This is a genomic window from Streptomyces sp. LUP47B (genome assembly GCF_001746295.1).
GTDB lineage: Bacteria > Actinomycetota > Actinomycetes > Streptomycetales > Streptomycetaceae > Streptomyces.
Window position 1 is genome coordinate 77,467 of the sequence record NZ_MJAH01000010.1, and the last position, 25,719, is coordinate 103,185.

The window sequence follows — 25,719 nt, forward strand, 5'->3', positions numbered from 1 at the left end:
CCCCCGCCCCGAGAACTCATCGCTCGCACGTCCGCGGATGTAGGGCACCTGCCCCATCCCGGACCCGGGGCCTTAGACCCACGATGTCCAGGCATGACGAGGACATGGGCGGTTCTCCACGACCGCAACGCCAGGCTCTTTCTCATCGCGGTGACCGTCTCGGGCTTCGGCACCTCGGCCCTGTGGCTGGTGTCCGGCGTCTGGGTCAAGGACCTCACCGGCTCGGACGGACTGGCCGCGCTGTGCATGCTCGCGATGTGGGCACCGACCCTGGCGGGCCCGCTGCTCGGCACACTGGCCGACCGGGTCCCCCGCAAACCCTTGCTGATCGCCGGCAGCCTCCTGCTCGCGGCCCTGCTTCCGGTCCTCTTCGCCGTCGACGGCCGCGACCGGGTGTGGCTCGTCCTCACGGTCCTTTTCGTGTACGGCGCCGCAGGCGTCGTACACGACTCGGCGGAGTCGGCCCTGGTCGCCGGCGCCGTCGCCCCGCCGCTGCTCGGCGACTTCAACGGACTGCGGATGGCGGTCACGGAGGGAATGAAGCTGGTGGCGCCGCCGGCGGGAGCAGGGCTCTACGCACTCCAGGGCGGACCGGGCGTGGCACTCCTGGACGCGATCACGTTCGTACTGGCGGCGCTGTTGTACACCGGGCTGCGGGTCCGCGAGAACCGACGGGGTCCCCTCGCGCCGCCGACGAGCAGGGACGCCGGGGACGAGCCGTCCGGGCGAGGGGCGACCGCGGCGGAGGCACCGGGGCGACGCCCGACCACCCCCGGCCGCCCCAGGCTGTTCAAGCGCAAGGCCACCGCACCCGAAGCACCCGGCCTCAGCCCGACAGCCACCGACCGCCGCACCCTGTTCAGGCGCGCATCGGCGGCGTCGAACGCACCCGACCCCGGGCGGCTCACCGAGACCGACCCACAGCCGCCCCGGCGCCCCTCACCCGGCAGCCGTCCGACGCCGTCCAGGCGCACCCCCACCGGCGCCGGAACCCGCCACATATGGGTCCACCCCATACTCCGTCCCCTGATCCTGGCCGGCGGCACCACCATGCTCTTCGCCGGGCTCAATGGCGCGCTGATCTACGCCGTGATCGACGGGCTCGGCCACTCCCCCGGGTACGCCGGAGCGCTGTACGCCGCCCAGGGCGCCGGTTCCGTGGCGGTGGGGCTGCTCTCCGGGCCCGCTCTGCGGCGGCTGGGCGAGCGTCGGTTCGCGGCGTACGGCATCGCCCTGACCGCCGTCGCCGCCGGCCTGCGGGCGATCCCGTCCGACCCGCTGGCCCTGGCGTGCAGCGCGGCCATCGGCGCGGGTCTCCCCTGTGTGCTGATCGCCGCGCTCACCGCCGTCCAGCGCGAGACCCCGGACGCGCTCCTGGGCCGTGCCGTCGCCACGGCGCACACGCTGGTGTACGCCCCGAACGTGATCGGCCTCGCGGCCGGTGCGGCCCTGGTCGAACTGGTCGACCAGGGGCCGCTGTCGGCCCTCCTGGGCATGGTCTGGCTGGCCACGGCGGTGCCGTTGTTTCAGAGGCCGGCCAGTGCCTCACGGATCGCGTCCAGGTCGCCGTCCGACGCCAACCCCGCGTGATACAGCCGGATCTCGGTCGCGCCCAGCTCCCGTGCCCGCGCCACGTCCGCCGCGAGCGTGCCCGGGCTGCCGCCCATCTGGGAGACGACGGGGAAGTTGGCGGCGATCACCGCGTCCTCGCGGGCCCGGGCGAAGGGCGTGAGCAGGCCCGGTCCGCCCGCGCAGGGCACGACGACACCGTCCGCGACGGACAGGATGTGCTCCGGGTCGACACCTGCGTTGGCGCCGACGTGGTACGTCACGGGGTCGGCGTGCAGCAGGATCTGGAAGCCCTCGGGAGCGGCCGCGCGGACCGCGCGGACCGTCGTCTCCTGGAGCGTACGGGCCGTTTCGTCACGCCACGCGCGCGTGGCCGCCGCCGTACCGGCGCCCAGCAGCTTCTCGACCCCGGCCCAGCCCCCGTCGTCCGGCGCGCCCCGCCACAGCGGTTCCAGGGCGACCCGTACGGAGGCGGCCAGCGAGTCGGCGTCCAGACCCTGCTCGCCGTACCCCTCGCGGCACGTCCCGCAGAAGCAGAGCGCCATGAGGTACATCCCGGCGTCGCCGAGCGGCACCCCGCCGGTCTTGTCGTGGGCGTGCAGGTGCTGGAGGCCGTACCAGCCGAGGGACTCCAGTTCGGTGCCGGCCGCGCCGGGGCGCAGTGCCGCCTCGACGGCGAGGTCGGTCAGGTACGCGCGCGTGGCGGGCTGTGCGATGCACGGGGCCCACGGGTAGCGGTCGCCGTAGGCGTTGACGACCGAGGTGTCCGGATGTTCGGCGCCCAGGCGGGAGTTGTGCGCGAGGACGACCCAGGTGTGCACGTCGAGGCCGGCCTCGGAGAGCTGCGCGGCCGCTTCGCCGAAGGCGTCGCCGGGGGCCCAGTCGCCGGCCGCGTAGGGACGCAGTTCACGCCCTTCCCAGCGTGCGTCCGTCGGATACAGCACGGACGCGTGCTCGGCGGTGACGATGCGGTGGTGCGGGTGGCGGGGGGTCAGGGCGCGCGTGGAGTGGTAGGCGGCGGCGAGGGTCGCCTGCTGTACGCCGAGCCCGACGATACGGGTCGCGGCCTCCGGGTCCCCGTTGACGTCCCAGGGGTAGACGAACGTCGACGCCTTCACTGTGCCTCCTCCAGGAGCGCGTACCCGCGCTCGATGATCTCCGCGAGCTGCTTCACATGATCCCCGCCCGGCTCGTGCAGCGGCGGGCGGACCTCTCCCACGTCGAGGCCCCGCATCCGGACCCCGGCCTTCACGAGGGAGACCGCGTATCCGCGGCCACGCGCGCGTAGTTCGACGAAGGGGCGGTAGAAGCCGTCGAGGAGGCGGTCGACGGTGGCCCGGTCGCCGTCGATGAGCGCGCGGTGGAAGGCGAGGGCGATCTCCGGGGCGAAGCAGAAGACGGCCGAGGAGTACAGGGGGACGCCGATGGCGTGGTAGGCGAGCTGGGTCTGCTCGGCGGTCGGCAGCCCGTTGAAGTAGAGGAAGTCGCCGGGTACCTCGGTGCGCACGGCGCTGACGATCCGCTGCATCAGGTCGAGGTCGCCGAGACCGTCCTTGAGGCCGATGATCCCGTCGGTGCGGGCCAGTTCGACGACGCTCTCCGGGGTGAAGACCGCGTTGTCGCGCTGGTAGACGATCACCGGGAGCGCGGTCGCGGCGGCGACCTCCCGGTAGTGCCGCAGCAGCCCCTCCTGCCCGGCGACGACGAGGTAGGGCGGCATGGCGAGCAGCCCGTCGGCCCCGGCCGCCTCGGCGAGCCGCGCGTACCGTACGGCGAGCGCGGTGCCGTATCCGGCGCCCGCCACCACCGGAACCCGCCCCGCCGTCTCCTCGACGGCCGCGCGGACGCACGTCTCGAACTCCTCGGGCGTGAGCGCGTGGAACTCCCCGGTGCCACAGCACGCGAAGACGGCCGCGGCCCCTGCCGCCACACCCTGGCGCACGTGCGCGCGGTAGGTGTCGAGATCGACGGAGCCGTCGGCGCCGTAGGCCGTGACGGGGAAGAACAGCGGCCCGCTGGGGATGCCGAGTCGATGGGCGAGGTCGGCAGACGTCACAGGCTCTCCCTAGAACGAGTGGACGAGAAGAAACAGGCGTACGCGATTCTGATCGAAGTTTATATTTATGAACATGGGTCGCGCCACCCTTGACGGAGTGGCGCAATGATCCTTAGCTTGTCCACGAATGTGAATACCGTGCACTCATACGGCCGTCGCCCCAAGGAGACCCGAGGATGCCCGCTCCCCGTACCGTTCTGCTCACCGGTGCCGCCGGCGGGCTCGGCACCCTGATGCGGGATCTGCTCCCGGCCTACGGCTACGACCTGCGCCTGCTCGATCTGCGGCCCGTCGAGGGCGAGCCGGACGCGGTCGTCGCCGACCTCGCCGACAAGGACGCGGTGCGCGAAGCCGTACGCGGCGTCGACGCGATCATCCACCTCGCGGGCATCTCCCTGGAAGCCCCCTTCGAGAAGATCCTCAAGGCGAACATCGAGGGCACCTACAACCTGTACGAGGCCGCTCACGCCGAGGGTGTGGGGCGGATCGTCTTCGCCTCCTCCAACCACGCCGTCGGCTACACCCCCCGCCCCCAGGGCGCCGATCCGCTCATCCCGATCGACACCCCGCGCCGCCCGGACACCTTCTACGGCCTGTCCAAGGCCTTCGGTGAGGACCTCGCGCAGTTCTACTGGGACAAGCACGGCCTGGAGACCGTCTCCGTGCGGATCGGCTCCTGCTTCCCCGAGCCGACCAGCGTGCGCATGCTCTCGCTGTGGATGAGCCCGGCCGACGGCGCCCGCCTCTTCCACGCGGCCCTGACCGCCGAGCAGGTCGGCCACACCGTGGTCTACGGCTCCTCCGCCAACACCCGCCTGTGGTGGGCCCTCACCACCGCGCGGGCGCTCGGCTACGACCCGCAGGACGACTCCGAACCGTACGCGGAGAAGCTGATCGCCGAGCAGGGCGAGCTCCAGGACGGCAACGAGGGTCACGCCTACCTGGGCGGCCAGTTCGTGACGGACCCGCCGATCTGGCCGTACTGACACCCACGAGACAGCCGGGCGGGCACCGAACGGGCCCGCCCGCACCCATATCCGGGCACGGGCAGCCGTCCCGGGCGCAGCCGCGACAGCGCCACGCCGAGGGGCGCGGGGAACTGCGCGACCAGCCACATCGGACCCGCAGCCGCCGCACAACCGTCCCACCCGAGCTGGTGGGCCCGCCCCGCCCGAACGGGCACACGCGGTCACTATCACCCCCGCAACAGACCTGGTCACCACACCCCACCCGCTGTAGAACTTCCCCCTAGAGCCCGAACGGGCAGACAGCACAGCAGCAAGGCGGGTGAGCCCATGACCAACAGCGCGGAAGACCGCCAGCGGCACATCGTGCGGACCGCCCGCACCACAGGCGCCGTCGACGTCAACACCCTCGCCACCCAACTCGGCGTGGCCAAGGAAACCGTGCGCCGAGACCTCCGCGCCCTGGAGGACCACGGCCTGGTCCGCCGTACGCACGGCGGGGCCTATCCCGTCGAGAGCGCCGGGTTCGAGACCACGCTCGCCTTCCGGGCCACCAGCCATGTTCCCGAGAAGCGCCGGGTCGCGGCCGCCGCGGCCGAGCTGCTCGGGGACGCCGAGACCGTCTTCGTCGACGAGGGCTTCACCCCGCAGCTCATCGCCGAGGCCCTGCCCAGGGACCGGCCGCTGACCGTGGTCACCGCGTCCCTGCCGGTCGCGGGAGCCCTCGCCGAGGCCGAGAACACCTCCGTCCTGCTGCTCGGCGGCCGGGTCCGCCCCGGCACCCTGGCGACCGTCGACCACTGGACGACCAAGATGCTGGCCGGTTTCGTCCTCGACCTGGCCTTCATCGGCGCCAACGGCATCTCCCGCGAACACGGCCTCACCACCCCCGACCCCGCGGTCAGCGAGGTCAAGGCACAGGCGATCCGCGCCGCGCGCCGCACGGTGTTCGCCGGCGTGCACACCAAGTTCGGCGCGGTCAGCTTCTGCCGCTTCGCGGAGATCGGCGCGCTGGAGGCGATCGTGACGAGCACGCTGCTGCCCTCGTCCGAGGCCCATCGGTACTCACTGCTGGGACCACAGGTCATCAGGGTCTGAACGTCGAACTGACGTGACCAGCGGGCCTTCCGCGTCATGAAGTGCCCTATATATCCCTCTATGTCCAGGAGCGATCCATGCGAACCCAGAGCCGACGACGGCCGCCGCGAGCCACGCTCGCCATGGCCGCCGCAGGGACGCTGCTCGCCCCGCTGCTCTCCGGCTGCTGGGTCGGAGCCGGCGGGGCGGGGTCGGGCGGCGACGCCATCAACGTCCTGATGGTCAACAACCCCCAGATGACCGAGCTGCAGAAGCTGACCAAGGCCCACTTCACCAAGGAGACCGGGATCAAGGTCAACTTCACGGTCCTGCCCGAGAACGACGTCCGCGACAAGATCAGCCAGGACTTCGCCAACCAGGCAGGGCAGTACGACGTGGCGACCCTGTCCAACTACGAGATCCCGATCTACGCCCGCAACGGCTGGCTGCACGACATGAACTCCTACGTGGCCAAGGACCCGTCGTACGACGAGAAGGACGTCCTGGCGCCCATGCGCCAGTCGCTGACCGGCGACGACGGCAAGCTCTACGGCCAGCCCTTCTACGGCGAGTCGTCCTTCCTCATGTACCGCAAGGACGTCTTCGAGCAGAAGGGACTGACGATGCCGGCCCGTCCCACCTGGCAGCAGGTGGCCGACCTGGCCGCGAAGGCGGACGGCGCCGAGTCCGGCATGAAGGGCATCTGTCTGCGCGGCCTGCCCGGCTGGGGCGAGGTGATGGCCCCGCTCACCACGGTCGTGAACACCTTCGGCGGCACCTGGTTCGACAAGGGCTGGAAGGCCCGCCTGGACTCCCCCGAGTTCGAGAAGGCGGTGAAGTTCTATGTCGACCTGGTCCGCGACCACGGCGAATCCGGCGCCGCCCAGTCCGGCTTCGCCGAGTGCCTCAACAACATGACCCAGGGCAAGGTCGCCATGTGGTACGACGCCACCTCCGCGGCGGGTTCCCTGGAGGCGAAGGGCTCCCCGGTCAAGGGCAAGATGGGTTACGCCCCCGCCCCCGTCGAGGAGACGAAGTCCTCCGGCTGGCTCTACACCTGGGCCTGGGGCATCCAGGACGCCTCCCGCAATCCCGACAAGGCCTGGAAGTTCGTCTCCTGGGCCTCCGGCAAGCAGTACGAGCAGCTGGTCGGCGACCAGATCGGCTGGTCCAACGTGCCGGCCGGCAAACGCGCGTCGACGTACACCAACCCCGCCTACGTCAAAGAGGCCGCAGCCTTCCAGGAGATGACCAAGGAGGCCATCGAGCAGGCACGGCCGAACGACCCGGGGGTGCAGCCGCGCCCCGCGCCCGGCATCCAGTTCGTCGGCATCCCCGAGTTCACCGATCTCGGCACCCGGGTCTCCCAGGAGATCAGCGCGGCCATCGCCGGACGCCAGTCCGTCGATTCCGCCCTGAAGAAGTCCCAGCAGCTCGCCGAGAAGATCTCCGAGGAGTACGAGGGACGATGACCGCGACAACCATGGCCCCGCCGGCCACCGAGACCGTACGCACCGCGGACCCGTCGAAGGCCCGCCTCCGTGCCTGGGCCACCCGCGGCCCGCTGCTCCCCGCCCTGATCTTCATGATCGTGGTCACCCAGCTGCCGTTCGTGGCCACGGTGGTGATCTCGTTCTTCGACTGGAACTCCCTCTACCCCAAAGCCCGTCACTTCACCGGCGTCGACAACTACAAGGACGTCCTCACCGACGCGGACCTGCGCCACTCCGTATGGACGACGGTCCTGCTGACGGTGACGGTGGTCCTGGTCAGCCTCGTCCTCGGACTGCTCCTGGCCCTGCTCCTGGACCGTCGCTTCAAGGGCCGGGGCGTGGTCCGCACCCTGCTGATCGCGCCCTTCCTGGTGGTGCCGGTGGCAGCCGCACTGCTCTGGAAACATGTGCTCTACAACCCTGAATACGGCCTGCTCAATGGGTTGTTGCACTATGTGGGCGGCCCACAGCCGGACTGGATCTCCAACACCCCGCTGCTCGCCGTCGAGGCCTCCCTGGTCTGGCAGTGGACCCCGTTCATGATGCTCATCCTGCTGGCCGGCCTGCAGAGCCGCGACCAGCAGCAGATGGAGGCCGCGCGGGTGGACGGCGCGAGCGACTGGCAGATCTTCCGCTATCTGACCCTTCCGCATCTGCGCAGGTATCTGGAGCTGGGCGCCCTGCTGGGCTCGATCTACATCGTCCAGAACTTCGACGCGGTCTTCACGATCACCTCCGGCGGCCTCGGGACCGCCAACCTGCCCTACACCGTCTACCAGAGCTTCTACCAGGCCCACGAGAACGGCCTCGCCTCGGCGGCCGGCGTCCTGGTCGTCATCGGCTCCATCATCATCGCGACCTTCGCCCTGCGCGTGGTGTCGTCCCTGTTCCGTGAGGAGGCGGGCCGGGCATGAGCAACACAATCGCCGTGAAACGCAAGGGACTTGGCCTGGGTCTGGTGGCCTGGCTGCTGGGGATCGTCTTCTTCCTGCCGATCGCTTGGATGGCCCTGACGTCCTTCCACTCGGAGTCGGACGCAGCCACCAACCCGCCCTCCTTCGGCGCCGCCCTCACCCTGGACGGCTACCGCGAGTTCTTCGGCACGGGCGGCGGCGCGAGCCCCTGGCCGGCGCTGATCAACTCGACGGTCGCCTCGCTGGCCTCGACACTCTTCGTCCTGATCCTGGCACTCCCGGCGGCGTACGCGCTGTCGATCCGCCCGGTGAAGAAGTGGACGGACGTCCTGTTCTTCTTCCTGTCGACGAAGATGCTGCCGGTGGTGGCGGGCCTGCTCCCCATCTACCTGTTCGCGAAGAACACCGACATGCTCGACAACATCTGGCTGCTGGTCATCCTCTACACGTCGATGAACCTGCCGATCGCCGTCTGGATGATGCAGTCCTTCCTCGCCGAGGTCCCGGTGGCCGTGATCGAGGCCGCGCGCGTGGACGGCGCCCGCCTTCCGACGATCCTCGCGCGCGTGGTGGCCCCGATCGCCCTGCCCGGCATCGCGGCGACGGCCCTGATCTGCTTCATCTTCAGCTGGAACGAACTGCTGTTCGCGAGGGTGCTGACCGGCGTGGTGGCCGAGACCGCCCCCGTGTTCCTGACCGGCTTCATCACCAGCCAGGGCCTGTTCCTGGCCAAGGTGTGCGCCGCGTCGCTCGTCATCTCCCTGCCGGTACTCGCCGCGGGGTTCGCCGCCCAGGACAAACTGGTCCAGGGCCTGTCGCTGGGAGCCGTGAAATGAAGGCCGCCGTCATCGAGTCCGTGGGCCGTGCCGTCGTCGCCGAGGTCCCGGACCCGACGCCGGGCCCGCGCGAGGTCGTCGTCGAGGTCGCCGCGTGCGGTCTGTGCGGCACCGACCTGCACATCCTCCAGGGCGAGTTCGCCCCCAAGCTGCCGATCGTGCCGGGCCACGAGTTCGCCGGCCAGGTGGTCGGCGTCGGTACCCAGGTCACCGAGCTCGCGGTCGGCGACCGGGTGGCGGTGGACCCGTCCCTGTACTGCTACGAGTGCCGGTACTGCCGTACGGGCCACAACAACCTCTGCGAACGCTGGGCCGCGATCGGCGTCACGACGGCGGGTGGCGCGGCGCAGTACGCGGTCGCGCCGGTGGCCAACTGCGTACGGCTGCCCGAACACGTCCGTACCCAGGACGCGGCACTGGTGGAGCCGTTGTCCTGCGCGGTCCGGGGTTACGACGTCCTGCAGTCCCGCCTGGGCGCCCATGTCCTGATCTACGGCTCGGGGACGATGGGCCTGATGATGCTGGAGCTGGCCAAACGGACCGGCGCGGCGAGCGTGGACATGGTGGACGTCAACCCCACCCGCCTGGAGACGGCCCGCCGGCTCGGCGTCTCGGCGTCCGCCGCGAACCCGGACGAGCTGGACCGTCCGCAGGGCTGGGACCTGGTCATCGACGCGACGGGCAACGCGGCGGCGATCCAGGACGGCCTGGAGCGGGTGGCCAAGGCGGGCACCTTCCTCCAATTCGGGGTGGCCGACTACGCGACCCGGGTGACGATCGACCCGTACCGCATCTACAACCAGGAGATCACCATCACCGGCTCCATGGCCGTCCTGCACAGCTTCGAACGCGCGGCGGAACTCTTCGCGACCGGTGTCCTGGACCCGGAGATCTTCATCAGCGACCGGCTGCCCCTGGACCGGTATCCGGAGGCGCTGGAGCAGTTCGCGGCGGGGGTCGGACGGAAGATCGTGGTGGTGCCGTAGCCCGCTCGGCCATTTGGCCGTCGGGTAAGGGAACGGCAAAGTGGGCCCGATCGTTCACGGGGCATGACAGCTATGACCCCCGGCTCGAACATCCCCCTGTCCGCCGCCCGCGTGACGGTGGACGTCGCCGCGCCCGTGCGGCTCGACGTATCGGGCCTGCTGCTCACCGCCGACGGCAAGGTGCGCTCCGACGACGACTTCATCTTCTACAACCAGCCCTCCGGCCCGGGGGTGACGTACCGCTCGGGCGGCGGTACGGCCCCCGACGCGATCACCGTCGACACGTCGGCCGTACCGCCCGGCATCGAGAAGATCGTCGTCACCGCCAGCCCGGACGCCGCGGGCCAGACCTTCCAGGGCATCGAACCCACGGCCACGATCCGCAACGCGGACGACAACAGCGTGCTGGCCACGTTCACGCCGCCGCAGCTCGGCACCGAGACGGCGCTGGTGATCGTGGAGGTCTACCTGCGCAACGGCGCCTGGAAGGCCCGGGCGGTGGGACAGGGGTACGCCAACGGGCTGGCCGGGATCGCGACGGACTTCGGCGTGACGGTGGAGGAGCCCGCGCCGACGCCGGTGGCCCCGCCGGTCGCGCCGACCGTACAGGCCCCGGTGGCCCCGCCCGCCCCGGCCGTCGACCCGCGGCTCGCCGCCCCGCCGGCGCCCGCCGCTCCCCCGGCTCCGCCCGCTCCCGGCGCCGGGAAGATCAACCTCGACAAGGGCCGGGTCAGCCTCCAGAAGAACCAGACGGTGTCCCTGGTCAAGGGCGGGCGTCCGCTTCTCTCCCAGGTCAAGATGGGCCTCGGCTGGGAGCCCGCGTACCGGGGCAAGGACATCGACCTCGACGCGTCCGTCATCGCCTACGGGCCGCAGCGCAACCACATCGACAGCTGCTACTTCGGCAAGCTGTCCATCGTCGGCGGCGCGATCAAGCACTCCGGGGACAACCTCACGGGTGAGGGCGGCGGTGACGACGAGGTGATCGTCGTCGACCTCGGCCGGCTCCCCCAGGAGGTCACCGGCCTCGTCTTCACGGTCAACTCGTTCTCCGGCCAGAAGTTCACGGAGGTCGCCAAGGCGTACTGCCGTCTCATCGACGCCGCGAGCGGAGAGGAACTGGTCCGCTTCGACCTCACGAACGCCGAGGCGCAGACGGGCGTGATGATGGCCAAGCTGATCAAGCAGTTCTCCGGCGAGTGGGAGATGACGGCGATCGGCGACTTCGTGAAGTCCCGCACGGTGAGGGGGATGGTGAAGCCGGCGGCACAGGCGCTCTAGCAGGTCCCTGCGCCCCCTGGGTGGGCACAGCCAGACAGGCGTTGACTTGCACCCACCCATGGGGGCGGGACTGTGACATCAGCGGCTCCGCCGCGGGCCGCGACCAGCCACGACGCACCCGCACCCGCACCCGCACCCGCACCCGCACCCGCACCCGCAAAATCACAAGCGAGGCACATCCCTAGGCGCTGGGCGCCCTACGCCCGCAGCCCCTCCGTGAGCAGTGACAGGTACCGCCGGAGGGACTCGCCCCCGCCGTCCGCCAACTCCGCCGCACCGGCGACCCCGTGCGCCAGCCGAAGCAGTTCGATCGGCTCGACATCCGGCCGCAGCGTCCCCTCCGCCCGCGCCGCCGCCACAAGCCGCGCGGCCGCCCCCCGCACATGTGTCCCGCACACCGTGAGCACCGCATCGCTCCCGTCCACCATCGCGGACCCGAGCAGCGTCTTCAGCCCCCGCACCTGGATCGTCCCGACGCACAGCTCGTACAGCCACTCCGCCAGTGCCTCTCCCGGCGGCAACTCCTTCGCCAGCTCGTCGGCCCGCCGTGCGAACCCCTCGACGCGGTCGAGGTACGCCGCCTCCAGCAGAGCCTGCCGCGTCGGGAAGTGCCGGTACAGCGTCCCGGACCCCACACCGGCCCGCTTGGCGATGTCGTCCAGCGACGCGCCCTCCCCATGCTCGGCGAACGCCTCCGCGGCCACCTTCAGCAGCCGCTCGTAGTTGCGCCGGGCGTCCGCGCGCATGGGCCTGACCTGCGTCATCCGGGTACTCCTTCCCCTCAGGGCAGTTGGCCGGAGGCGTGCAGCGCGTCGAACACCAGCTGATCCACCGCCGAGACCCGCGCACGATCGCCGTAGCCGAACCAGTCCGACTCCTCGATCTCGCTCGAGGCAACCAGCGGACCGGTGTACTCGGCGGTGTAGCAGATCATCCGGAACTCGGTGCCTCCGTCGCCGTCCCTCCGCGTCTCGAAGGTACCGACGTGCACCATCGTGGCCGTATCGACCCGGGACCGGAGCTCTTCGACGATCTCCCGCGACAGGGTCTCCGCATCGGACTCGCCCGGCTCCCGTTTCCCGCCCGGGAAGTAGAAGACATCCAGACCGCGGCAGCGGGTCACCAGCACCCGCCCGTCACGGACCAGAACCCAGGCCACCTTCTCCGGAACGCCCTCGCTCTTCCCCATCCCGGGACCCTACCCACCCACGTTCACATCTTCGTCGCCCCCGCCGCCAGATCCCGCAGAAAGTGCCGTGCGCCGATCAGGAAGACGACGATCAGCGGCAGGACGCTCATCAGCGCGCCGGCCATCACCACCGCGTAGTCGGTGTTGTAGGCGATGTTGAGGTTGGCGAGGGCGACCTGGAGGGTCACCTTGTCGGGGTTGACCATCACCACCAGGGGCCAGATGTAGTCGTTCCAGAGGCTGATGAAGGTGAAGATGCCGAGGAAGGCGAGCGCGGGCCGGAACAGCGGCAGCGCGACCTGCGCGTAGAGCCGGAAGAAGCCGGCGCCGTCGATCCGGCCGGCGTCGAGGAGTTCGTCCGGCAGCGAGTTCTGGGCGTACTGACGCATCCAGAAGATGCCGAACGCATTGGCCGCCCCCGGGATGATCAGCGCTTTCAGCGTGCCCGCCCAGCCGAACTCGGCCATGGTGACGAACTGCGGCACCAGCGCCAGCTGCGACGGGATCATGTACGTCGCCATCAGGACGCCGAAGAGAATCCTCTTGCCCGGGAACTCGTACTTGGCGAAGGCGAAAGCCGCCAAGGAGTCGAAGAACAGCACCAGCAGCGTGCCGACCGTGGCCACCACGACCGTGTTGAAGAGGGAGGTGAAGAAATCGATGCGGTCGATCACCTCCCGCATGTTGTGCAGGAGTTGGGTGCCGGGCACCAGCCGGGGCGGGTAGGCCAGGATGTCCTGGGTGGTGACGGAGGCCATCACCACCAGCCAGTAGAAGGGGAAGAGGGAGACCACCACCCCCAAGAGCAGGGCAGCCCGTACCAGGACCCGGGTCCGCCTGCTGCCGGCGCCGATCGCGAGGCCCGCGTTGGAGCTCGTGTGTTCAGCGGCCATTGCGGCCTCCCTTGCGCAGCAGCGGGATGCCGCGGCGGTCGTCGCGGTCGCCCCCGGACACCAGCCGCCAGTTGATGACGGCGAAGACGGCGATCAGCGCGAAGAGGATCCAGCCCATCGCGGCGCCGTAGCCGAACTGGAGGTCGTTGAAGGACTTCTGCCACAGATAGAGCACGATCGTCATGCCTTCCTGGCCGGGGCCGCCCGCGGTGCCCGGGTCGTCCGAGTAGAACAGCACCTGTGACTCGGTGAAGATCTGGAGGCCGCCGATGGTGGAGGTGATGATGGCGAACAGGATCACCGGCCTGAGCTGCGGCACGACGACCCGGAACAGCACTTGGCGGCTGCTCGCCCCGTCGACCCGGGCGGCCTCGAAGAGCTCGTTCGGGATGGCCTGGAGACCGGCCAGGAAGATCAGGGTGTTGTAGCCGACCCACCGCCAGATGACCATGAGGGAGATCGCCGACTTGATCCCGAGGGAGGAGGTCAGCCAGCCGATGCCGTCCACCCCGACCGCCTTGAGCAGCGAGTTGGCGAGCCCGGCCTGCGCGAAGACCGACCCGAACACGATGGTCATGGCGACCATGGAGGTGACGTTCGGAATGAAGTACGCCACCCGCCAGGCGGCCGAGTACCGCACCTGCGAGTGCAGCAGGAACGCCAGCACCAGCGCCAGGAACAGCATCGGCACCGTGGACATGAACCAGATCTCGAAGGTGTTGACGATCGAGTGCCAGAACACCGAGTCGTGCAGCAGCCAGTAGTACTGCCTGAGCCCGACGAACTTCATGCTCCCGATGCCGTCCCAGTCGTGGAAGGACAGGTAGAACGAGAAGAACACCGGGAAGGCGCCGAAGAGGGCGAAGAGGATGTAGTACGGCGAGATGGCGACGTACGGCGGCAGATGACGCCGCCACCTGCCCCGCGGTGCCTCCGTACGGACCGGCTCCTCGGTGCTGTCGGACGCGGGTGCCTGTGCCAGGGTGGCCATGTCAGCTCACCCCCCGCTGGGCGAGTGCCCGTTCGGCGGCGTTCATGGCGTCACGCCAGGCCTTGTCGGGGTTCTTGCCGAGCGTCTCCACGTTCGTCAGCTCCTGGTAGACCGGGGTGTTCGCGGTGTTCTCGTAGGCGCTGAAGAAGATCACCGGGGCCTTCTTCGCCGCCGGTCCGAAGACGTCGACGGGGATCTGCCCGCCGAAGAACGGGTCCGGTTCGCGCATCGCCGGCTGGGAGTAGACGGCCGGGGTGGTGGGGAACAGCGACATCTCCTGATAGCTCTTCAGCTGGTTCGCGGGGCCGAGCATCCACTTCAGGAAGGCGAACGCCCCTTCCGGATCACGGCAGTAGCGGGTGATGCCGACATAGGACCCGCCGTAGTTCGCCGGGCCGTCCGGCATGGTGGTCAACCGCCACTGACCCGAGGTCCTGGGCGCGGTGTCCTTGAGGCCGCCGATGTACCAGACCGCGTTGTTGATCGTGCCGATACGGCCGCCACTGAGAGCCGAGTTGAAGTCGGGCGTGCCGTCCAGGGTCCGGGCGCTCAGCCCCTGCCGGTAGGTCTCGACGGCCAGGTCCCAGGCGCGCTTCACATGTTCCTGGTCGCCGATGAAGCGGTTGTCGGCGTCGACGAACTGCTTGGGGCTCTGGTAGAGCGCCATCCGGAACACATAGGCGATCTGCGAGACCAGATACGGGTGGCTCGGCGCCTTCGCCTTGAGGGTCTTGCCGACCTGGAGGTACTTCTCCCAGGTCGAGGTGGCCTCGGCGACCTCCTCCGGTTCGGTGGGCAGACCGGCCTGCTCGAACAGGTCACGTCGGTAGTAGAGCGCGGTGGGACCGGCGTCCAGCGGGAAGCCGATCATCCGGCCGGCCGGGCTGATGCAGCTCTTCCACTTCCAGGCGAGGTAGTCGTCCTCGACGGCGTCCGCGCCCAGGTCCTTCAGGTCCACGAACTCGTTCTCGTCCGGGAAGTAGTCCCCGATCGGGGAGTTGAGACAGGCCAGGTCCGGGACATAGGCGCGGGCCGCCATAACAGTCCGCAGCTTGCCCCGGTAGTCACCCGCGATCGAGGCGCCCTTGACCTTCAGCCCGCTCGCCCCCGGCACGCCGCGTGCGGAGGTGGTGAGCAGCTTGTCGCTCAGCGAGCCGTTCCAGTACCAGATCGTCAGGTGGTCGGTGCCCGCGGAGATCGAGCTGCTCGCGCTCCCGCACCCCGACAGGCCCAGCAGAGCGGCACCCGCCCCGCCGAGAGAGGCGCCGAGCAGGCGCCTGCGGGACATCGTTCGGTGTGGCATGGGCGCGCACTCGCTTTCCGGGACAAGTTAGGACAACGATGTCAAGCTCCCGTGAACGTTCACGTGAACGTTGCCGACGAGTATTGGGGTGGCTGAAAACAGGAGTCAAGACGTGTGCGGGCGCGATGTGTTGAGTGCTTGTAATTTGCTGCCGACAGTGCCGCCCTCAGGAGGGGTGCGTCTCGTCGACCACGTATCCGCGCCGCTTGTCCACCACGTTGCGCAGCGGTCGGCCCTCGATGTGCCGGTTGAGGTTGTCGAGGAACACCTCGACGAGCGCCTCCCGCTCGCTGGTGGTCTCGCCCGCCGTGTGCGGGGAGATCATCACGCCGGGCATGTCCCACAGGGGTGATGCGGCAGGCAGCGGTTCCTGGGCGAACACGTCCAGGGCTGCGCCGCCGAGCCGTCCGGCGGCGAGGTGGTCGACGAGCGCCTCCTCGTCGACGAGTCCGCCCCGGCCCACGTTGATCAGCCGTGCCCCCGGCTTCATGGCGGCGAGCACGGGGGCGTCGACCATGCCTCGGGTGCCCTGGGTGAGGGGTGCGGCCAGGACGACGTAGTCCGCTTCCGTCAGGGCGGAGCGCAAGGTCGACGCACCGTGGACCGTGCCGAAGTCGGGGTCGTCCGTGCGGGCCTTGCGGCCCGCGCCGGACACCCGCATCCCGACGGCGCGCAGCAGCCGGGCGGTGGCCCGGCCGATCGGACCCGTCCCCCAGACCAGCACGGTGCGTCCGGTGATGCCGTCGCTGGGGCGCGGGCGCCACTCGCGGCGCCGCTGGTGCTCCCAGGTGCCGGGGAAGTCCTTGGCGAGGGCGAGGATCAGGCCGAGGACGTACTCGGCGGTCGGCTGGTCGTAGACCCCGCGGGCGTTGGTCAGGACAACGCCCGGATCGTCCACCAGGGCGGGGAACAGGAAGGAGTCCACGCCCGCTGAGGCCGCGTGGACCCAGCGGGGTGCCTTGTCCGGGTTGTCGGGCCAGGCCTCGCGGATGGCCGGGGTGATGGTGACCCAGGCCAGGAGGGCGTCGGCACCGGGGAGGAGGTAGGGCAGTTCCTCCTCGGTGGCGTAGACGGTGTCCGCGAGGCGTTCGATGAGTTCGGTGGCGGGGGGCCGGTTGCCGCGGTAGAGGACGACGAGTCGCTCGGGCATGTCAGGCTCCGACGGGGACGGCTATGTACTTGTACTCCAGGAACTCGTCGATGCCGACGCGTCCGCCTTCGCGGCCCAGGCCTGACTGCTTGACGCCGCCGAAGGGCGCGGCGGGGTTGGAGACCAGTCCGGTGTTGAGGCCGATCATGCCGCTTTCGAGGCGTTCGCTGACGCGCAGGGCGCGGTCCAGGTTCTGGGTGAACAGGTAGGCCGCCAGGCCGAATTCGGTGTCGTTGGCGGTGGTGACGGCCTCGTCCTCGGTCTCGAAGGTACGGATCGCGGCGACCGGACCGAAGATCTCGGTGTCGATGATCGCCGACTCAGGGGCGATGCCGGTGAGGACGGTGGGCGGGTAGAAGCAGCCCGGCCCCTCGGGGAGTTCGGCGCCGGTCAGGACGGTGGCGCCGCGCTTGACGGCGTCCCGCACCAGGTCGTGGGCCTTGCTGCGGCCGGCGTTGTCGATGAGGGGGCCGACGTCGGTGCCGGGTTCGGTGCCGTCGCCGACCTTCAGTGCGGCCATGCGGGCGGCGAGGCGGGAGGCGAACTCCTCGGCGACGGAGGTGTGGACGTAGATGCGGTTGGCGGCGCAGCAGGACTCGCCCATGTTGCGCATCTTGGCGACCATGGTGCCTTCGACGGCGACGTCGAGGTCGGCGTCGTCGAAGACGATGAGGGGGGCGTTGCCGCCCAGTTCCATCGAGGTGCGGATGACGGTGTCGGCGCACTGGGCCAGCAGGATCCGGCCGACCTGGGTGGAGCCGGTGAAGGAGAGTTTGCGGATCTTCCCGCCGCGCAGGAGGGGTTCGACGACGCCCGCGGCGTCGGTGGTGACGACGACGTTGAGGACGCCGTCGGGCAGACCGGCTTCCTTCAGGATCGCGGCGAGGGCGAGGCTGGTCAGGGGAGTCTGGGGGGCGGGTTTGAGGACGATGGTGCAGCCGGCGGCGAGGGCCGGGCCGATCTTGCGGGTGCCCATGGCCAGGGGGAAGTTCCAGGGGGTGATGAGCAGGCAGGGGCCGACGGGCTGGCGGGTGACCAGCAGGCGGTTCCTGCCGTCGGGGGCGGTGGTCAGCCCGCCGTCGATACGGACGGCCTCCTCGGAGAACCAGCGGAAGAACTCCGCGCCGTAGGCGACTTCGGCACGCGCCTCGGCCAGGGGCTTGCCCATCTCCAGGGTCATCAGCAGCGCGAGGTCCTCGGTGCGCGCGATGATGTTGTCGTAGGCGCGGCGCAGGATCTCGCTGCGTACCCGGGGCGGAGTGGCGGCCCAGGCGGCCTGCGCGGCGACCGCCGCCTCGACGGCACGCCGGCCGTCCGCGGGAGAGGCGTCGGCGACCTGACACAGCTCCTCACCGGTGGCCGGGTTGTCGACGGACAGGGTCCGGCCGGACTCGGCGTCCTGCCAGCCACCGCCGATGAACAACTGCTTGGGAACATCACGGACGACAGTCATCGTAGGTATCTCCTTGGATGTGTGGTGAGGGGCTGCCGACCGGTCAGCGGATGCGGTCCAGCGTCTTGTAGTAGGCGCCCGCGAAGGGCAGGAACCAGGCGGTGCCGTTGTAGAGGGGGATGCGGGGCGGGGCCAGGTCGCGGACCGGGCTGGCCCCGGGATGGCCGTCCATCACCTCGGCCATGACCTGCCCCATGTGCGTGGCCATCTGCACGCCGTGGCCCGCGTATCCCATGGAGTAGTGGACGCCGTCCTCGGTCTGCCCGGCGTGCACGATGCGGTCCATCGCGAATCCGACGGAGCCGCCCCACACGTACTCGACCTTCGTGCGGGCGAGTTGGGGGAAGATCTCGCACATCTCACGGAACAGGACGGCCCCGCTCTTCTTGTCCGAGGTCGGGTCGGAGGGCGCGAAGCGGGCGCGGCCGCCGAACAGCAGCCGGTTGTCCGGGGTGAGCCGGAAGTAGTGGCAGACCTGGTTGGAGTCGACGATGAGGCGGGCCTTGGGGATGATGTCCCGGGCGAGGTCCTCGCCGAGCGGCTCGGTCACGATGATGAAGCTGCCCAGGCAGACCTGCCGGCGGCGCAGCCACGGGAAGTTCTTGTCGGTGTAGGCGTCGGTGGCCATCATGACCTGCCCGGCGCGGATCACACCGCGCTCGGTGCTGACCTCGAACCGGCCCGCGGCGGTTCGCCGCACGCCGATGGCCGCGTTGCGCTCGTGGATCTCGACACCGGTGCGCTCGCACGCCTCGGCCATGCCGCGCACGAATCGGCCGACGTGCAGTGCGGCGCTGAACGGGTCGAGCAGGCCGCCGTGGTAGGCGTCGGATCCGATCTCGGACCGCAGCTCGGACTTGCTGACCAGAGTGGTCTCGTGTCCGAAGTACTTGGCCAGGTCGCGCTGTTGGACCTTCTTACTCTCGAAGTGCGCGGGGCGCGACGCGACGCCCAGGCGTCCGACGCGACGGAACTGGCAGTCGATGGACTCCTCGTTCACGAGCCGCTCGATGGTGTCCACGGCCTCGCCGTAGGAGTTGTAGATCTCGCGGGCCCGCTCGAGTCCGTACCGGCGGATGGCCTGGCCCACGCCGATGGTGAAGCCCAGGTTGGCCATGCCGCCATTGCGCGCGGAGGCCCCCGAGCCGATCTGGCCCTTCTCGACGAGGGTGACGCGGGCGCCCTTGCGGGCGGAGTGGAGGGCGGTGGACAGACCCGTCAGGCCGGCGCCGACGACCACCAGGTCGGCGTCCTCGGTCAGCGGCTTGCCGGACCGGTCGGGAAACACCCCAGCGGTTTCGATCCAGTAGGGAATCGTCTTCATTTCGGGTCCTCTGCGGGGAGTTTCGACGTGGCTCAGGTGAGCGGTTCGACGGGGAGGGCGTTCTGGCCGTCGCTGTGGCCGCCGAGTCTGCGGACGAGGACGACCAGGGCGAGGGCCAGGACGGCCAGGGCGATGAGGACGGCGCTGACGGCGGTGACGGTCGGGTCGACGTCGAACTGCAGGGCGTTGAAGACCAGGACCGGCAGAGTGCGGGTGTCGGGGGTCGACATGAACTGGGCGATGAAGAACTCGTCGAAGCTGGTGATGAACGAGAACACCGCGGCGGCGATCAACCCGGGGGTGGCCAGGGGGAAGGTGATGCGCCGGGCGATGGTCATCCGGTTGGCGCCCATGCTGGCGGCGGCGTCTTCGAGCCGTTCGTCGATGCCCCTCAGCGTGGAGATCATGATGAGGATCGCGATGGGCGCGGCGAGCACGGTGTGGCCAAGAGCGATGGCCAGGGGGCTGCCGAGCATGCCGGCCGGTTCGAAGAACAGGAACAGGCCGAGCGCGATGACCACTTGGGGGATGAGCAGCGGAGCCAGGACCAGCCCGTAGACCGCCGTGTGCAGGGGCAACCGGCCGCGGGCCAGGGCGGTGGCCGCGGTGGCCCCCAGGATGAGGGAGAACACGGTGGTGAGGGAGGCGATGAGGCTGGACAGGGCTATGGAGGTGGCCCAGTTGCCGCCGGGCGCGGCCATCTGCTCGTACCAGTGGGTGCTGTACTCCTTCGGCGGGAAGGTGCCGATGCCGTCGGCGCCGAAGGAGGTGACCAGGATGATGACGATGGGCATCGCCAGGAACAGCAGGATCGCGGTGGCGCTCAGGGCGCGGCCGATGTGTCCGGCCCGGGTGGCGGGCAGTTCCATCATGAGCTGCTCCTTCGTGCGGCCGCCTTCTTGTGGCGGAGCTTGGCCAGGCCGAGCCCGCCCAGGCCGGCGAAGGTGAGCAGGAGCAGGATGACGCCGAAGGCGGCGGCCGAGTTCCACTGGTCCTGCTGCATCACCTGCTGGTCGATGAGCGCGGCGACGACGGTCTGCTTGCCGCCGCCCATCAGGGCCGGGGTGATGTAGTAGCCCAGGCACAGGATGAAGCTGAGCAGTCCCGCGGTGCCGATCCCGGGCGCGACCAACGGCAGGTAGATCCTGCGGAAGATGGTGAACCGGCTCGCCCCGAAGCCTGCCGCCGCGGCCAGGAGCCGGCCGTCGACGCCGCGCATCACACCCTGCAGGACCAGGACGGTGTAGGGCAGCATCACCGAGGTGGTGCCGATGACCACACCGGTCTCGTTGTAGAGCAGCGAGAACGGGGCTCCGGGCACATGCAGGGAGATCAACAGTGTGTTGATCAGGCCGTGTTCACCGAGCATGATGATCCACCCGTAGGTGCGTACCAGGGCACTGATGAAGTGCGGCACCACCACGATCAGCATGGCCAGCGCGGCGAATGCGGGCCGCATCCGGGCGATGGCGTGGGCCAGGACGAAACCCACCAGGAGACTGAGCACGGCGGTCTCCGCGGAGATCCGCAGGGTGGAGAGCAGCACGGACAGGTTCACGCCGCTGAGAGCGTCGGCGTACCAGTGCAGGGTGAATGCGCCACTGTCGCCCTTGAGGCTCAGCGAGAGCACCCCGATGATCGGGTAGACGAACAGCACCAGCAGGAACACCGTGACGGGGACGGCGTTGACCAGGGCGAGCCGGGAGCGGTGCCCGCGCATCGCGGACGTCTTCACACGCACCTTGCCGGGTGCGAGAGCGGTGCCGGCCACGGTTCACCCCCCGTCCGTGGCGTCGAAGACGCTGACGTCGTCCCGGTCGGCGGTGACACACACCCGCTCGCCGGGGCGCGGCGGGACGGCGGCGGTCTCGATCCGCAGCGGCTGCGTCCCCGGAGCGCCACCGTCCAGGCGGACGGTGATCCGGGTCAGCGAGCCGACGTAGACGGCCGTCTCGACCGTGCCGGAACAGCAGCTCTCCTCGGCACCGACCAGGCGCAGCTTGCCCGGCCGCACCGCGGCACGCACGCTCTGTCCGGGCATGCAGGGGTGGGCGCGGGCCGTGAGGACACCGCCGGTGTCCAGCCGCACGCGGGTGCAGTCGTCTGCTCCACCCTCCTCGACGTTGCCAGTGAGGAAATTGGCGGCGCCCAGAAAGTCGGCGACGAACGGGGTGCGGGGGCGTTCGAACAGGCCGCGGGGGGTGTCGAACTGCTCGATGCGGCCGTCCTTCATGATGGCGATCCGGTCCGAGAGAACCAGCGCCTCCTCCTGATCGTGCGTCACGTAGACGACGGTCAGGCCGAGTTCGCGCTGGATGGACTTGATCTCGGTCTGCATCTGGTCGCGGAGCCTCTTGTCCAGCGCACCCAGCGGTTCGTCCATCAGCACGATCGGCGGGCGGTAGACCAGCACCCGGCACAGGGCGACGCGCTGCTGCTGACCACCGGAGAGCTCACGGGGCTTGCGGCCGGCGAACTTCGACAGTCCCGCCGCCTCCAGTGTCTCCCCGACCCGGCGGCGGATCTCCGCCTTCGGCACACCGCGCAGGGTGAGCGGGAAGGCGACGTTCTCGGCGACCGTCATGTGCGGGAAAAGCAGGTACTGCTGGAAGACGAAACCGAAGTCCCGCTTGCCCGGGTTGAGTTTGGTGATGTCCCGGCCGTCCACTGCGATGGCGCCGGAGTCGGGCTCGGTGAACCCGGCCAGCATCATCAGCGTGGTCGTCTTGCCGGAACCGGAGGAGCCGAGGAAGGTGACGAACTCACCCGCCGCTATGTCCATGTCCACGCCGTCGACCACCGTCGTCCCGCCGTAGGACTTGCACAGCCCCGTCACCGACAACGACTTGCCCGTCGGTGAGGAGGAGCGAGGGGCCAAGGCGGTGGCCAGGTGGTCGGCGGACAGCTTTGCGGCGGTCAGACTCCGGGTCCGCTCATGCATCGGCCCACTCCTGCCAGCGCTTGGTGACGGCGTCACGGTTCTTGTCCCACCAGGCCACATCCGCGTCGAACCCGGTCTTGAGGTTCGTCGGCGAGGTCGGCAGGGTGGCCAGCACGTCCTCCGAGAGCAGTTTGGTGGCGCCGGGGACGACCGGGCCGTGCGGGAAGAGCTTGGAGAACGCCGCCTGTACCTCGGGACGCAGCGAGAAGTCGATCAGCTGGTAGGCCGCGTCCATGTTGCCCGCGCCCTTCGGGATGCCCCAGCCGTTGGTCATCCTGCGGGCGCCGTTCCACTGGTAGGCGACCGGCTGACCCTGCTTGATCAGCTCGTCCGCGCGGCCGCCCCACAGGCTGGTCGCGACGACCTCCTTGCGGCCGAGCAGGACGGCCGGCAGGGCGCCGGTGTTCCAGAACTTCTTCACATCGCGGCGGATCCGCGACATCGACGCGAACGCCCGGTCCACATCCAGCGGGTACAGCTTGTCCAGCGGCACACCGTCGGCCAGCAGCGCGAACTCCAGCTCCGGCAGGTCGGCCTCCGCGCTCTGCAGCGAGCGGGGGCCGCTGAAGGAATGCGTGTTCCAGAAGTCGGCCCAGCTCTTCGGGGTGCGCTTGAGGCTGTCCGTGCGGTAGGCCATCACGCTCGCCCACACGTTCTTGCCGACCGCGTGCTCCGGCAGGTTGTGCTCCGCGATCCCGGCGCCCTTGACACTCTTCAGCCGGTCCTGGTCCACCGGCTCCAGGCACTCCAGCCCCGCCATTTTCTGGAAGTTCAGCAGGGTGTTGTCCATCAGGTCGACCTGCGGACGGCCCTGCTTGACCTGGGCGATGATCTGCGCCGACTGATAGTTGACCGTGGTGACCGTGATGCCGGTCTCCTTGGCGAACGGCTCGTAGATCGCCTTCGTCAGGGCGTCGTTGTAGGTGCCACCGCTGTTGCTGACGACGAGCCGCTTCTTGGAGCTGCCCGAGCCGCGGCTTTCGCTGCTGCCCATGAGGGTGCCGCAGCCGGTCACCACGGTGGCGGCGGCCAGCGCGCCTGCGGTGCTGAGTACGGTTCTGCGTCCTATCCGGTTGGCTTCCATCGGGCGCCTCCTGGTGCTGGGTGTGGATTCGGGGGAACGGAAAACACTGGGGTGGGGGGTCCTTCTGGGCTGTCCGTGCGGGACGGTGTGCGTGGAGATTCAGATGCCGAGCATGGTGTTGAGCTCGTCCAGGGACTTCACCGGCACGTAGTCGTAGCCGTGGGTGACCGGGTCGTAGCCCCGGTCCAGGAGGATCAGGTTGCGGAAGCCCAAGTCGTGCATCGGCATCAGGTCGTAGCGGGTGTGCGAGGAGACGTGCACGAAGTCCTCGGGGGACGCGTCGAGCTGGTCGAGCATGTACTCGAACGCTGCGTACCGGGGCTTGTAGTAGCCGGCCTGCTCCGCGGTGAAGACCGCGTGGAAGTCCGCCCCGAGCCGGGGCACGCTCTCCTTCAGGAAAGAGTCCTCAGCGTTGGAGAAGATCACCAGCTTGTAGTGCTCGCCCATCTTCTTCAGCGGCTCGGGCACGTCGGCGTGCGGGCCCCAACTGCGCACGCCGTCGGCGAACCGCTTGCCCGCGTCCGGCGCCGCCTTCACACCCCACTTGCGGCAGACCCGCTCGAAGGAGTCCTGCAGCACCTGCTCGTAGGGGTAGTACTCGCCGCGGACCTGGTCGTAGCGGTAGCCGCGGAACTCCCGGAGGAACTGGTCCCAGTGCTCCGCGGGGATCTGGTCGCCGACGAGCTCACGCGTGATGGGCGTCATCGGCCACTCGATCAACGTGCCGTAGCAGTCGAACGAGACGTACTTCGGCCGGAACTGAAACGACGGAATGGGCATGGAAGAACTCCAGTTCTTTGCTGCAGGAACAGGTATCGACTCAGCATTTGTCGCTTTTTGTCCGGCACATCGGTGACGGACTGCCCCATGAGGGAGGCGAGGTGACTTCAGGTCAGACGGCGTCGGCTCCGGCCGGTGCCAGGAAGCCGACGGAATGGTCGGTGGTGCCGTCCAGGGCGAGGTCGGCGGCGATCTCGCCCATGGCGGGCGACAGTTTGAAGCCGCTGCCGGAGAAGCCGGCCATGACGATGATGTCGTCCTCGCCGGGGAGGCGGCCGACGAGCGGGTCGCCGGAGTCGGTGTAGCCCTCCATGTAGGCCGACATCCTGATGGGATCGGGGTTCAGGTCGGGCATCAGCTCGCTGATGAACTCACGCATGGTGGCGAGTTCCTCCGGACGGACCGTCCGGTCGAGCCGTTCGGGGTCGGATACCGGCAGATGGCGCGCGGAGTGGAGGCCCAGCTTGAAGGAGAGGCCCAGCTTGACGGACATGCCGTCGGGCGACGGGAGCCCGTAGCAGTCGTGGGGTGTGCTGCGTACGAAGGCGGGGGCGCCGCCCGTGAACCAGTCGTGGCGAGTGGGGATGTGCCAGGAGCTGATCAGCCGGCGGACGTCGACCGCGCGCGGCAGGTCCGGGAGCAGGGTGTTGATCCAGGGGCCCACTGTCACCACCGCGGTGTCCACGTGATCCGTGCCCTGGTCGGTGACGATGTGCACCCCGCCGCCGGTCGCGGGCGCGATCTCCCGCACCGGGGTGTAGCGGTGCAGCCGGGCGCCCAGTTGCTCGGCACGGGCGGCGGCGGCCTGGATCGACGCCTCGGGCCTGATGACGGCGCCCATCCGGTCGAGGACGGCGGTGTGCCCGTCCGGGAGGCGGTGCTGCGGGTAGCGGCGGGCGAGTTCCTCCCGGTCCAGTACCTCGTGATCCAGCCGGTGGGTGGAGCCGGCGGCGAGGAGGAGGCCCATGGAGGGCGACGCGGTTTCGCCCATCACCAGGCATCCGCTGCGGCGTCGCAGTGAGAATCCGGTCTCCTCCTGGAGGTGGTCCCACATCCGGTCGGCGAGCCGCAGCAGCGGGATGTAGCGGGGTTCGCCGAGGTGGACGGCTCGGAAGATGCGGGTCTCGCCCCCGGCCGCACCGCGGTCATGACCCGGCGCGTACCGGTCGTAGCCGATGACCTCGGCTCCGCGGGCGGCCAGTCGCCACATGGCCTGGCTGCCCATGCTGCCGGCACCGATCACGGCGACGCGCTTCGGGTTGCGCATGAGGTCGCTCCTTTCGATGGTGTGGTCCGGGTGGCAGTCGGGCCCCAGCACGGTGAAGACATCGCGGGGACTCTTCCGGTTCGGGTCCCGCTGGGGATGGCGTTCACTCTCGGCCCGGGGGAACCTGCAGGTCAACCCACACTGTGTTCCACCTGGGGGCCTTCTCG

24 protein-coding genes are annotated in these 25,719 nt (G+C 69.6%); 8 read left to right on the forward strand and 16 right to left on the reverse strand.

Going from position 1 to position 25,719, the window contains the following annotated elements:
* The first annotated feature begins 93 nt into the window (after positions 1–93).
* Complete coding sequence (locus BFN33_RS28360) at positions 94–1,590, forward strand: MFS transporter (protein ID WP_069762988.1); 1,497 nt, start codon at positions 94–96, stop codon at positions 1,588–1,590.
* On the opposite strand, the gene BFN33_RS28365 is transcribed toward BFN33_RS28360, so the two are convergent.
* Together BFN33_RS28365 and BFN33_RS28370 are read right to left on the reverse strand one after the other, a co-directional pair.
* Positions 1,527–2,687: a hypothetical protein gene (locus BFN33_RS28365; protein WP_069762989.1), complete on the reverse strand. Its 1,161-nt coding sequence runs from the start codon at positions 2,685–2,687 to the stop codon at positions 1,527–1,529. The two genes, BFN33_RS28360 and BFN33_RS28365, sit on opposite strands and share 64 nt — an antisense overlap.
* Positions 2,684–3,625 (reverse strand): 5-dehydro-4-deoxyglucarate dehydratase, encoded by a 942-nt coding sequence (locus BFN33_RS28370; protein WP_069762990.1) that lies wholly within the window; start codon positions 3,623–3,625, stop codon positions 2,684–2,686. The genes BFN33_RS28365 and BFN33_RS28370 overlap by 4 nt, the downstream gene beginning before the upstream one ends.
* A 176-nt stretch (positions 3,626–3,801) precedes the next feature.
* On the opposite strand from BFN33_RS28370, the gene BFN33_RS28375 reads away from it, so the two are divergent.
* The 7 genes from BFN33_RS28375 to BFN33_RS28405 all read left to right on the forward strand — a co-directional run bounded on the left by BFN33_RS28375 (position 3,802) and on the right by BFN33_RS28405 (position 11,177).
* A complete protein-coding gene (locus BFN33_RS28375) occupies positions 3,802–4,611 on the forward strand; it encodes an NAD(P)-dependent oxidoreductase (RefSeq protein WP_069762991.1) in 810 nt (269 codons plus the stop codon).
* Positions 4,612–4,920: 309 nt separating this feature from the next.
* Positions 4,921–5,688: a DeoR/GlpR family DNA-binding transcription regulator gene (locus BFN33_RS28380; RefSeq protein ID WP_069762992.1), complete on the forward strand. Its 768-nt coding sequence runs from the start codon at positions 4,921–4,923 to the stop codon at positions 5,686–5,688.
* Positions 5,689–5,765: 77 nt separating this feature from the next.
* Positions 5,766–7,139, forward strand: coding sequence for a sugar ABC transporter substrate-binding protein (locus BFN33_RS28385; protein ID WP_069762993.1), 1,374 nt, complete (start codon positions 5,766–5,768; stop codon positions 7,137–7,139).
* Entirely contained in the window at positions 7,136–8,074 is a 939-nt protein-coding gene (locus BFN33_RS28390) for a carbohydrate ABC transporter permease (RefSeq protein ID WP_069762994.1), read from the forward strand. Before BFN33_RS28385 ends, BFN33_RS28390 begins: the two co-directional genes overlap by 4 nt.
* Positions 8,071–8,910, forward strand: coding sequence for a carbohydrate ABC transporter permease (locus BFN33_RS28395; protein WP_069762995.1), 840 nt, complete (start codon positions 8,071–8,073; stop codon positions 8,908–8,910). The genes BFN33_RS28390 and BFN33_RS28395 overlap by 4 nt, the downstream gene beginning before the upstream one ends.
* The gene (locus tag BFN33_RS28400; RefSeq protein WP_069762996.1) at positions 8,907–9,896 is read left to right on the forward strand and encodes a zinc-dependent alcohol dehydrogenase family protein; all 990 of its coding nucleotides are present in this window, start codon (positions 8,907–8,909) and stop codon (positions 9,894–9,896) included. The genes BFN33_RS28395 and BFN33_RS28400 overlap by 4 nt, the downstream gene beginning before the upstream one ends.
* 72 nt (positions 9,897–9,968) lie before the next feature.
* Positions 9,969–11,177: a TerD family protein gene (locus BFN33_RS28405; RefSeq protein ID WP_069762997.1), complete on the forward strand. Its 1,209-nt coding sequence runs from the start codon at positions 9,969–9,971 to the stop codon at positions 11,175–11,177.
* Between the two features lie 197 nt (positions 11,178–11,374).
* Here the strand turns inward: BFN33_RS28405 and BFN33_RS28410 are convergent, their stop codons facing one another.
* The 14 genes from BFN33_RS28410 to solA form a co-directional block, all read right to left on the reverse strand.
* Positions 11,375–11,941 carry a TetR/AcrR family transcriptional regulator gene (locus BFN33_RS28410; RefSeq protein WP_069762998.1) on the reverse strand — a complete coding sequence of 189 codons (567 nt, stop codon included), beginning with the start codon at positions 11,939–11,941 and terminating at the stop codon, positions 11,375–11,377.
* 17 nt (positions 11,942–11,958) lie between these two features.
* Positions 11,959–12,366 (reverse strand): NUDIX domain-containing protein, encoded by a 408-nt coding sequence (locus BFN33_RS28415; protein WP_069762999.1) that lies wholly within the window; start codon positions 12,364–12,366, stop codon positions 11,959–11,961.
* Between the two features lie 23 nt (positions 12,367–12,389).
* Complete coding sequence (locus tag BFN33_RS28420) at positions 12,390–13,259, reverse strand: carbohydrate ABC transporter permease (protein ID WP_069763000.1); 870 nt, start codon at positions 13,257–13,259, stop codon at positions 12,390–12,392.
* A complete protein-coding gene (locus tag BFN33_RS28425) occupies positions 13,249–14,250 on the reverse strand; it encodes a carbohydrate ABC transporter permease (RefSeq protein ID WP_069763001.1) in 1,002 nt (333 codons plus the stop codon). Before BFN33_RS28425 ends, BFN33_RS28420 begins: the two co-directional genes overlap by 11 nt.
* Position 14,251: 1 nt before the next feature.
* A complete protein-coding gene (locus BFN33_RS28430; protein WP_069763002.1) occupies positions 14,252–15,538 on the reverse strand; it encodes an ABC transporter substrate-binding protein in 1,287 nt (428 codons plus the stop codon).
* A gap of 181 nt (positions 15,539–15,719) precedes the next feature.
* Positions 15,720–16,703, reverse strand: a complete 984-nt coding sequence (locus BFN33_RS28435; protein ID WP_069763003.1) for a D-2-hydroxyacid dehydrogenase — start codon at positions 16,701–16,703, stop codon at positions 15,720–15,722.
* Between the two features lies 1 nt (position 16,704).
* Complete coding sequence (locus BFN33_RS28440; RefSeq protein ID WP_069763004.1) at positions 16,705–18,156, reverse strand: NAD-dependent succinate-semialdehyde dehydrogenase; 1,452 nt, start codon at positions 18,154–18,156, stop codon at positions 16,705–16,707.
* A gap of 43 nt (positions 18,157–18,199) precedes the next feature.
* Complete coding sequence (locus BFN33_RS28445) at positions 18,200–19,480, reverse strand: FAD-binding oxidoreductase (RefSeq protein WP_069763005.1); 1,281 nt, start codon at positions 19,478–19,480, stop codon at positions 18,200–18,202.
* A gap of 32 nt (positions 19,481–19,512) precedes the next feature.
* Positions 19,513–20,352, reverse strand: coding sequence for an ABC transporter permease (locus tag BFN33_RS28450; protein ID WP_069763006.1), 840 nt, complete (start codon positions 20,350–20,352; stop codon positions 19,513–19,515).
* Positions 20,349–21,251 (reverse strand): ABC transporter permease, encoded by a 903-nt coding sequence (locus BFN33_RS28455; protein ID WP_256122891.1) that lies wholly within the window; start codon positions 21,249–21,251, stop codon positions 20,349–20,351. The genes BFN33_RS28450 and BFN33_RS28455 overlap by 4 nt, the downstream gene beginning before the upstream one ends.
* Before the next feature lie 3 nt (positions 21,252–21,254).
* Positions 21,255–22,421: an ABC transporter ATP-binding protein gene (locus tag BFN33_RS28460; protein ID WP_256122892.1), complete on the reverse strand. Its 1,167-nt coding sequence runs from the start codon at positions 22,419–22,421 to the stop codon at positions 21,255–21,257.
* Entirely contained in the window at positions 22,414–23,505 is a 1,092-nt protein-coding gene (locus tag BFN33_RS28465; protein ID WP_069763007.1) for an ABC transporter substrate-binding protein, read from the reverse strand. Before BFN33_RS28465 ends, BFN33_RS28460 begins: the two co-directional genes overlap by 8 nt.
* Positions 23,506–23,604: 99 nt before the next feature.
* A complete protein-coding gene (locus BFN33_RS28470) occupies positions 23,605–24,285 on the reverse strand; it encodes a haloacid dehalogenase type II (protein WP_069763008.1) in 681 nt (226 codons plus the stop codon).
* A 112-nt stretch (positions 24,286–24,397) separates the two neighbouring features.
* Positions 24,398–25,552 (reverse strand): N-methyl-L-tryptophan oxidase, encoded by a 1,155-nt coding sequence (gene solA / locus BFN33_RS28475; protein ID WP_069763009.1) that lies wholly within the window; start codon positions 25,550–25,552, stop codon positions 24,398–24,400.
* Positions 25,553–25,719 lie beyond the last annotated feature (167 nt).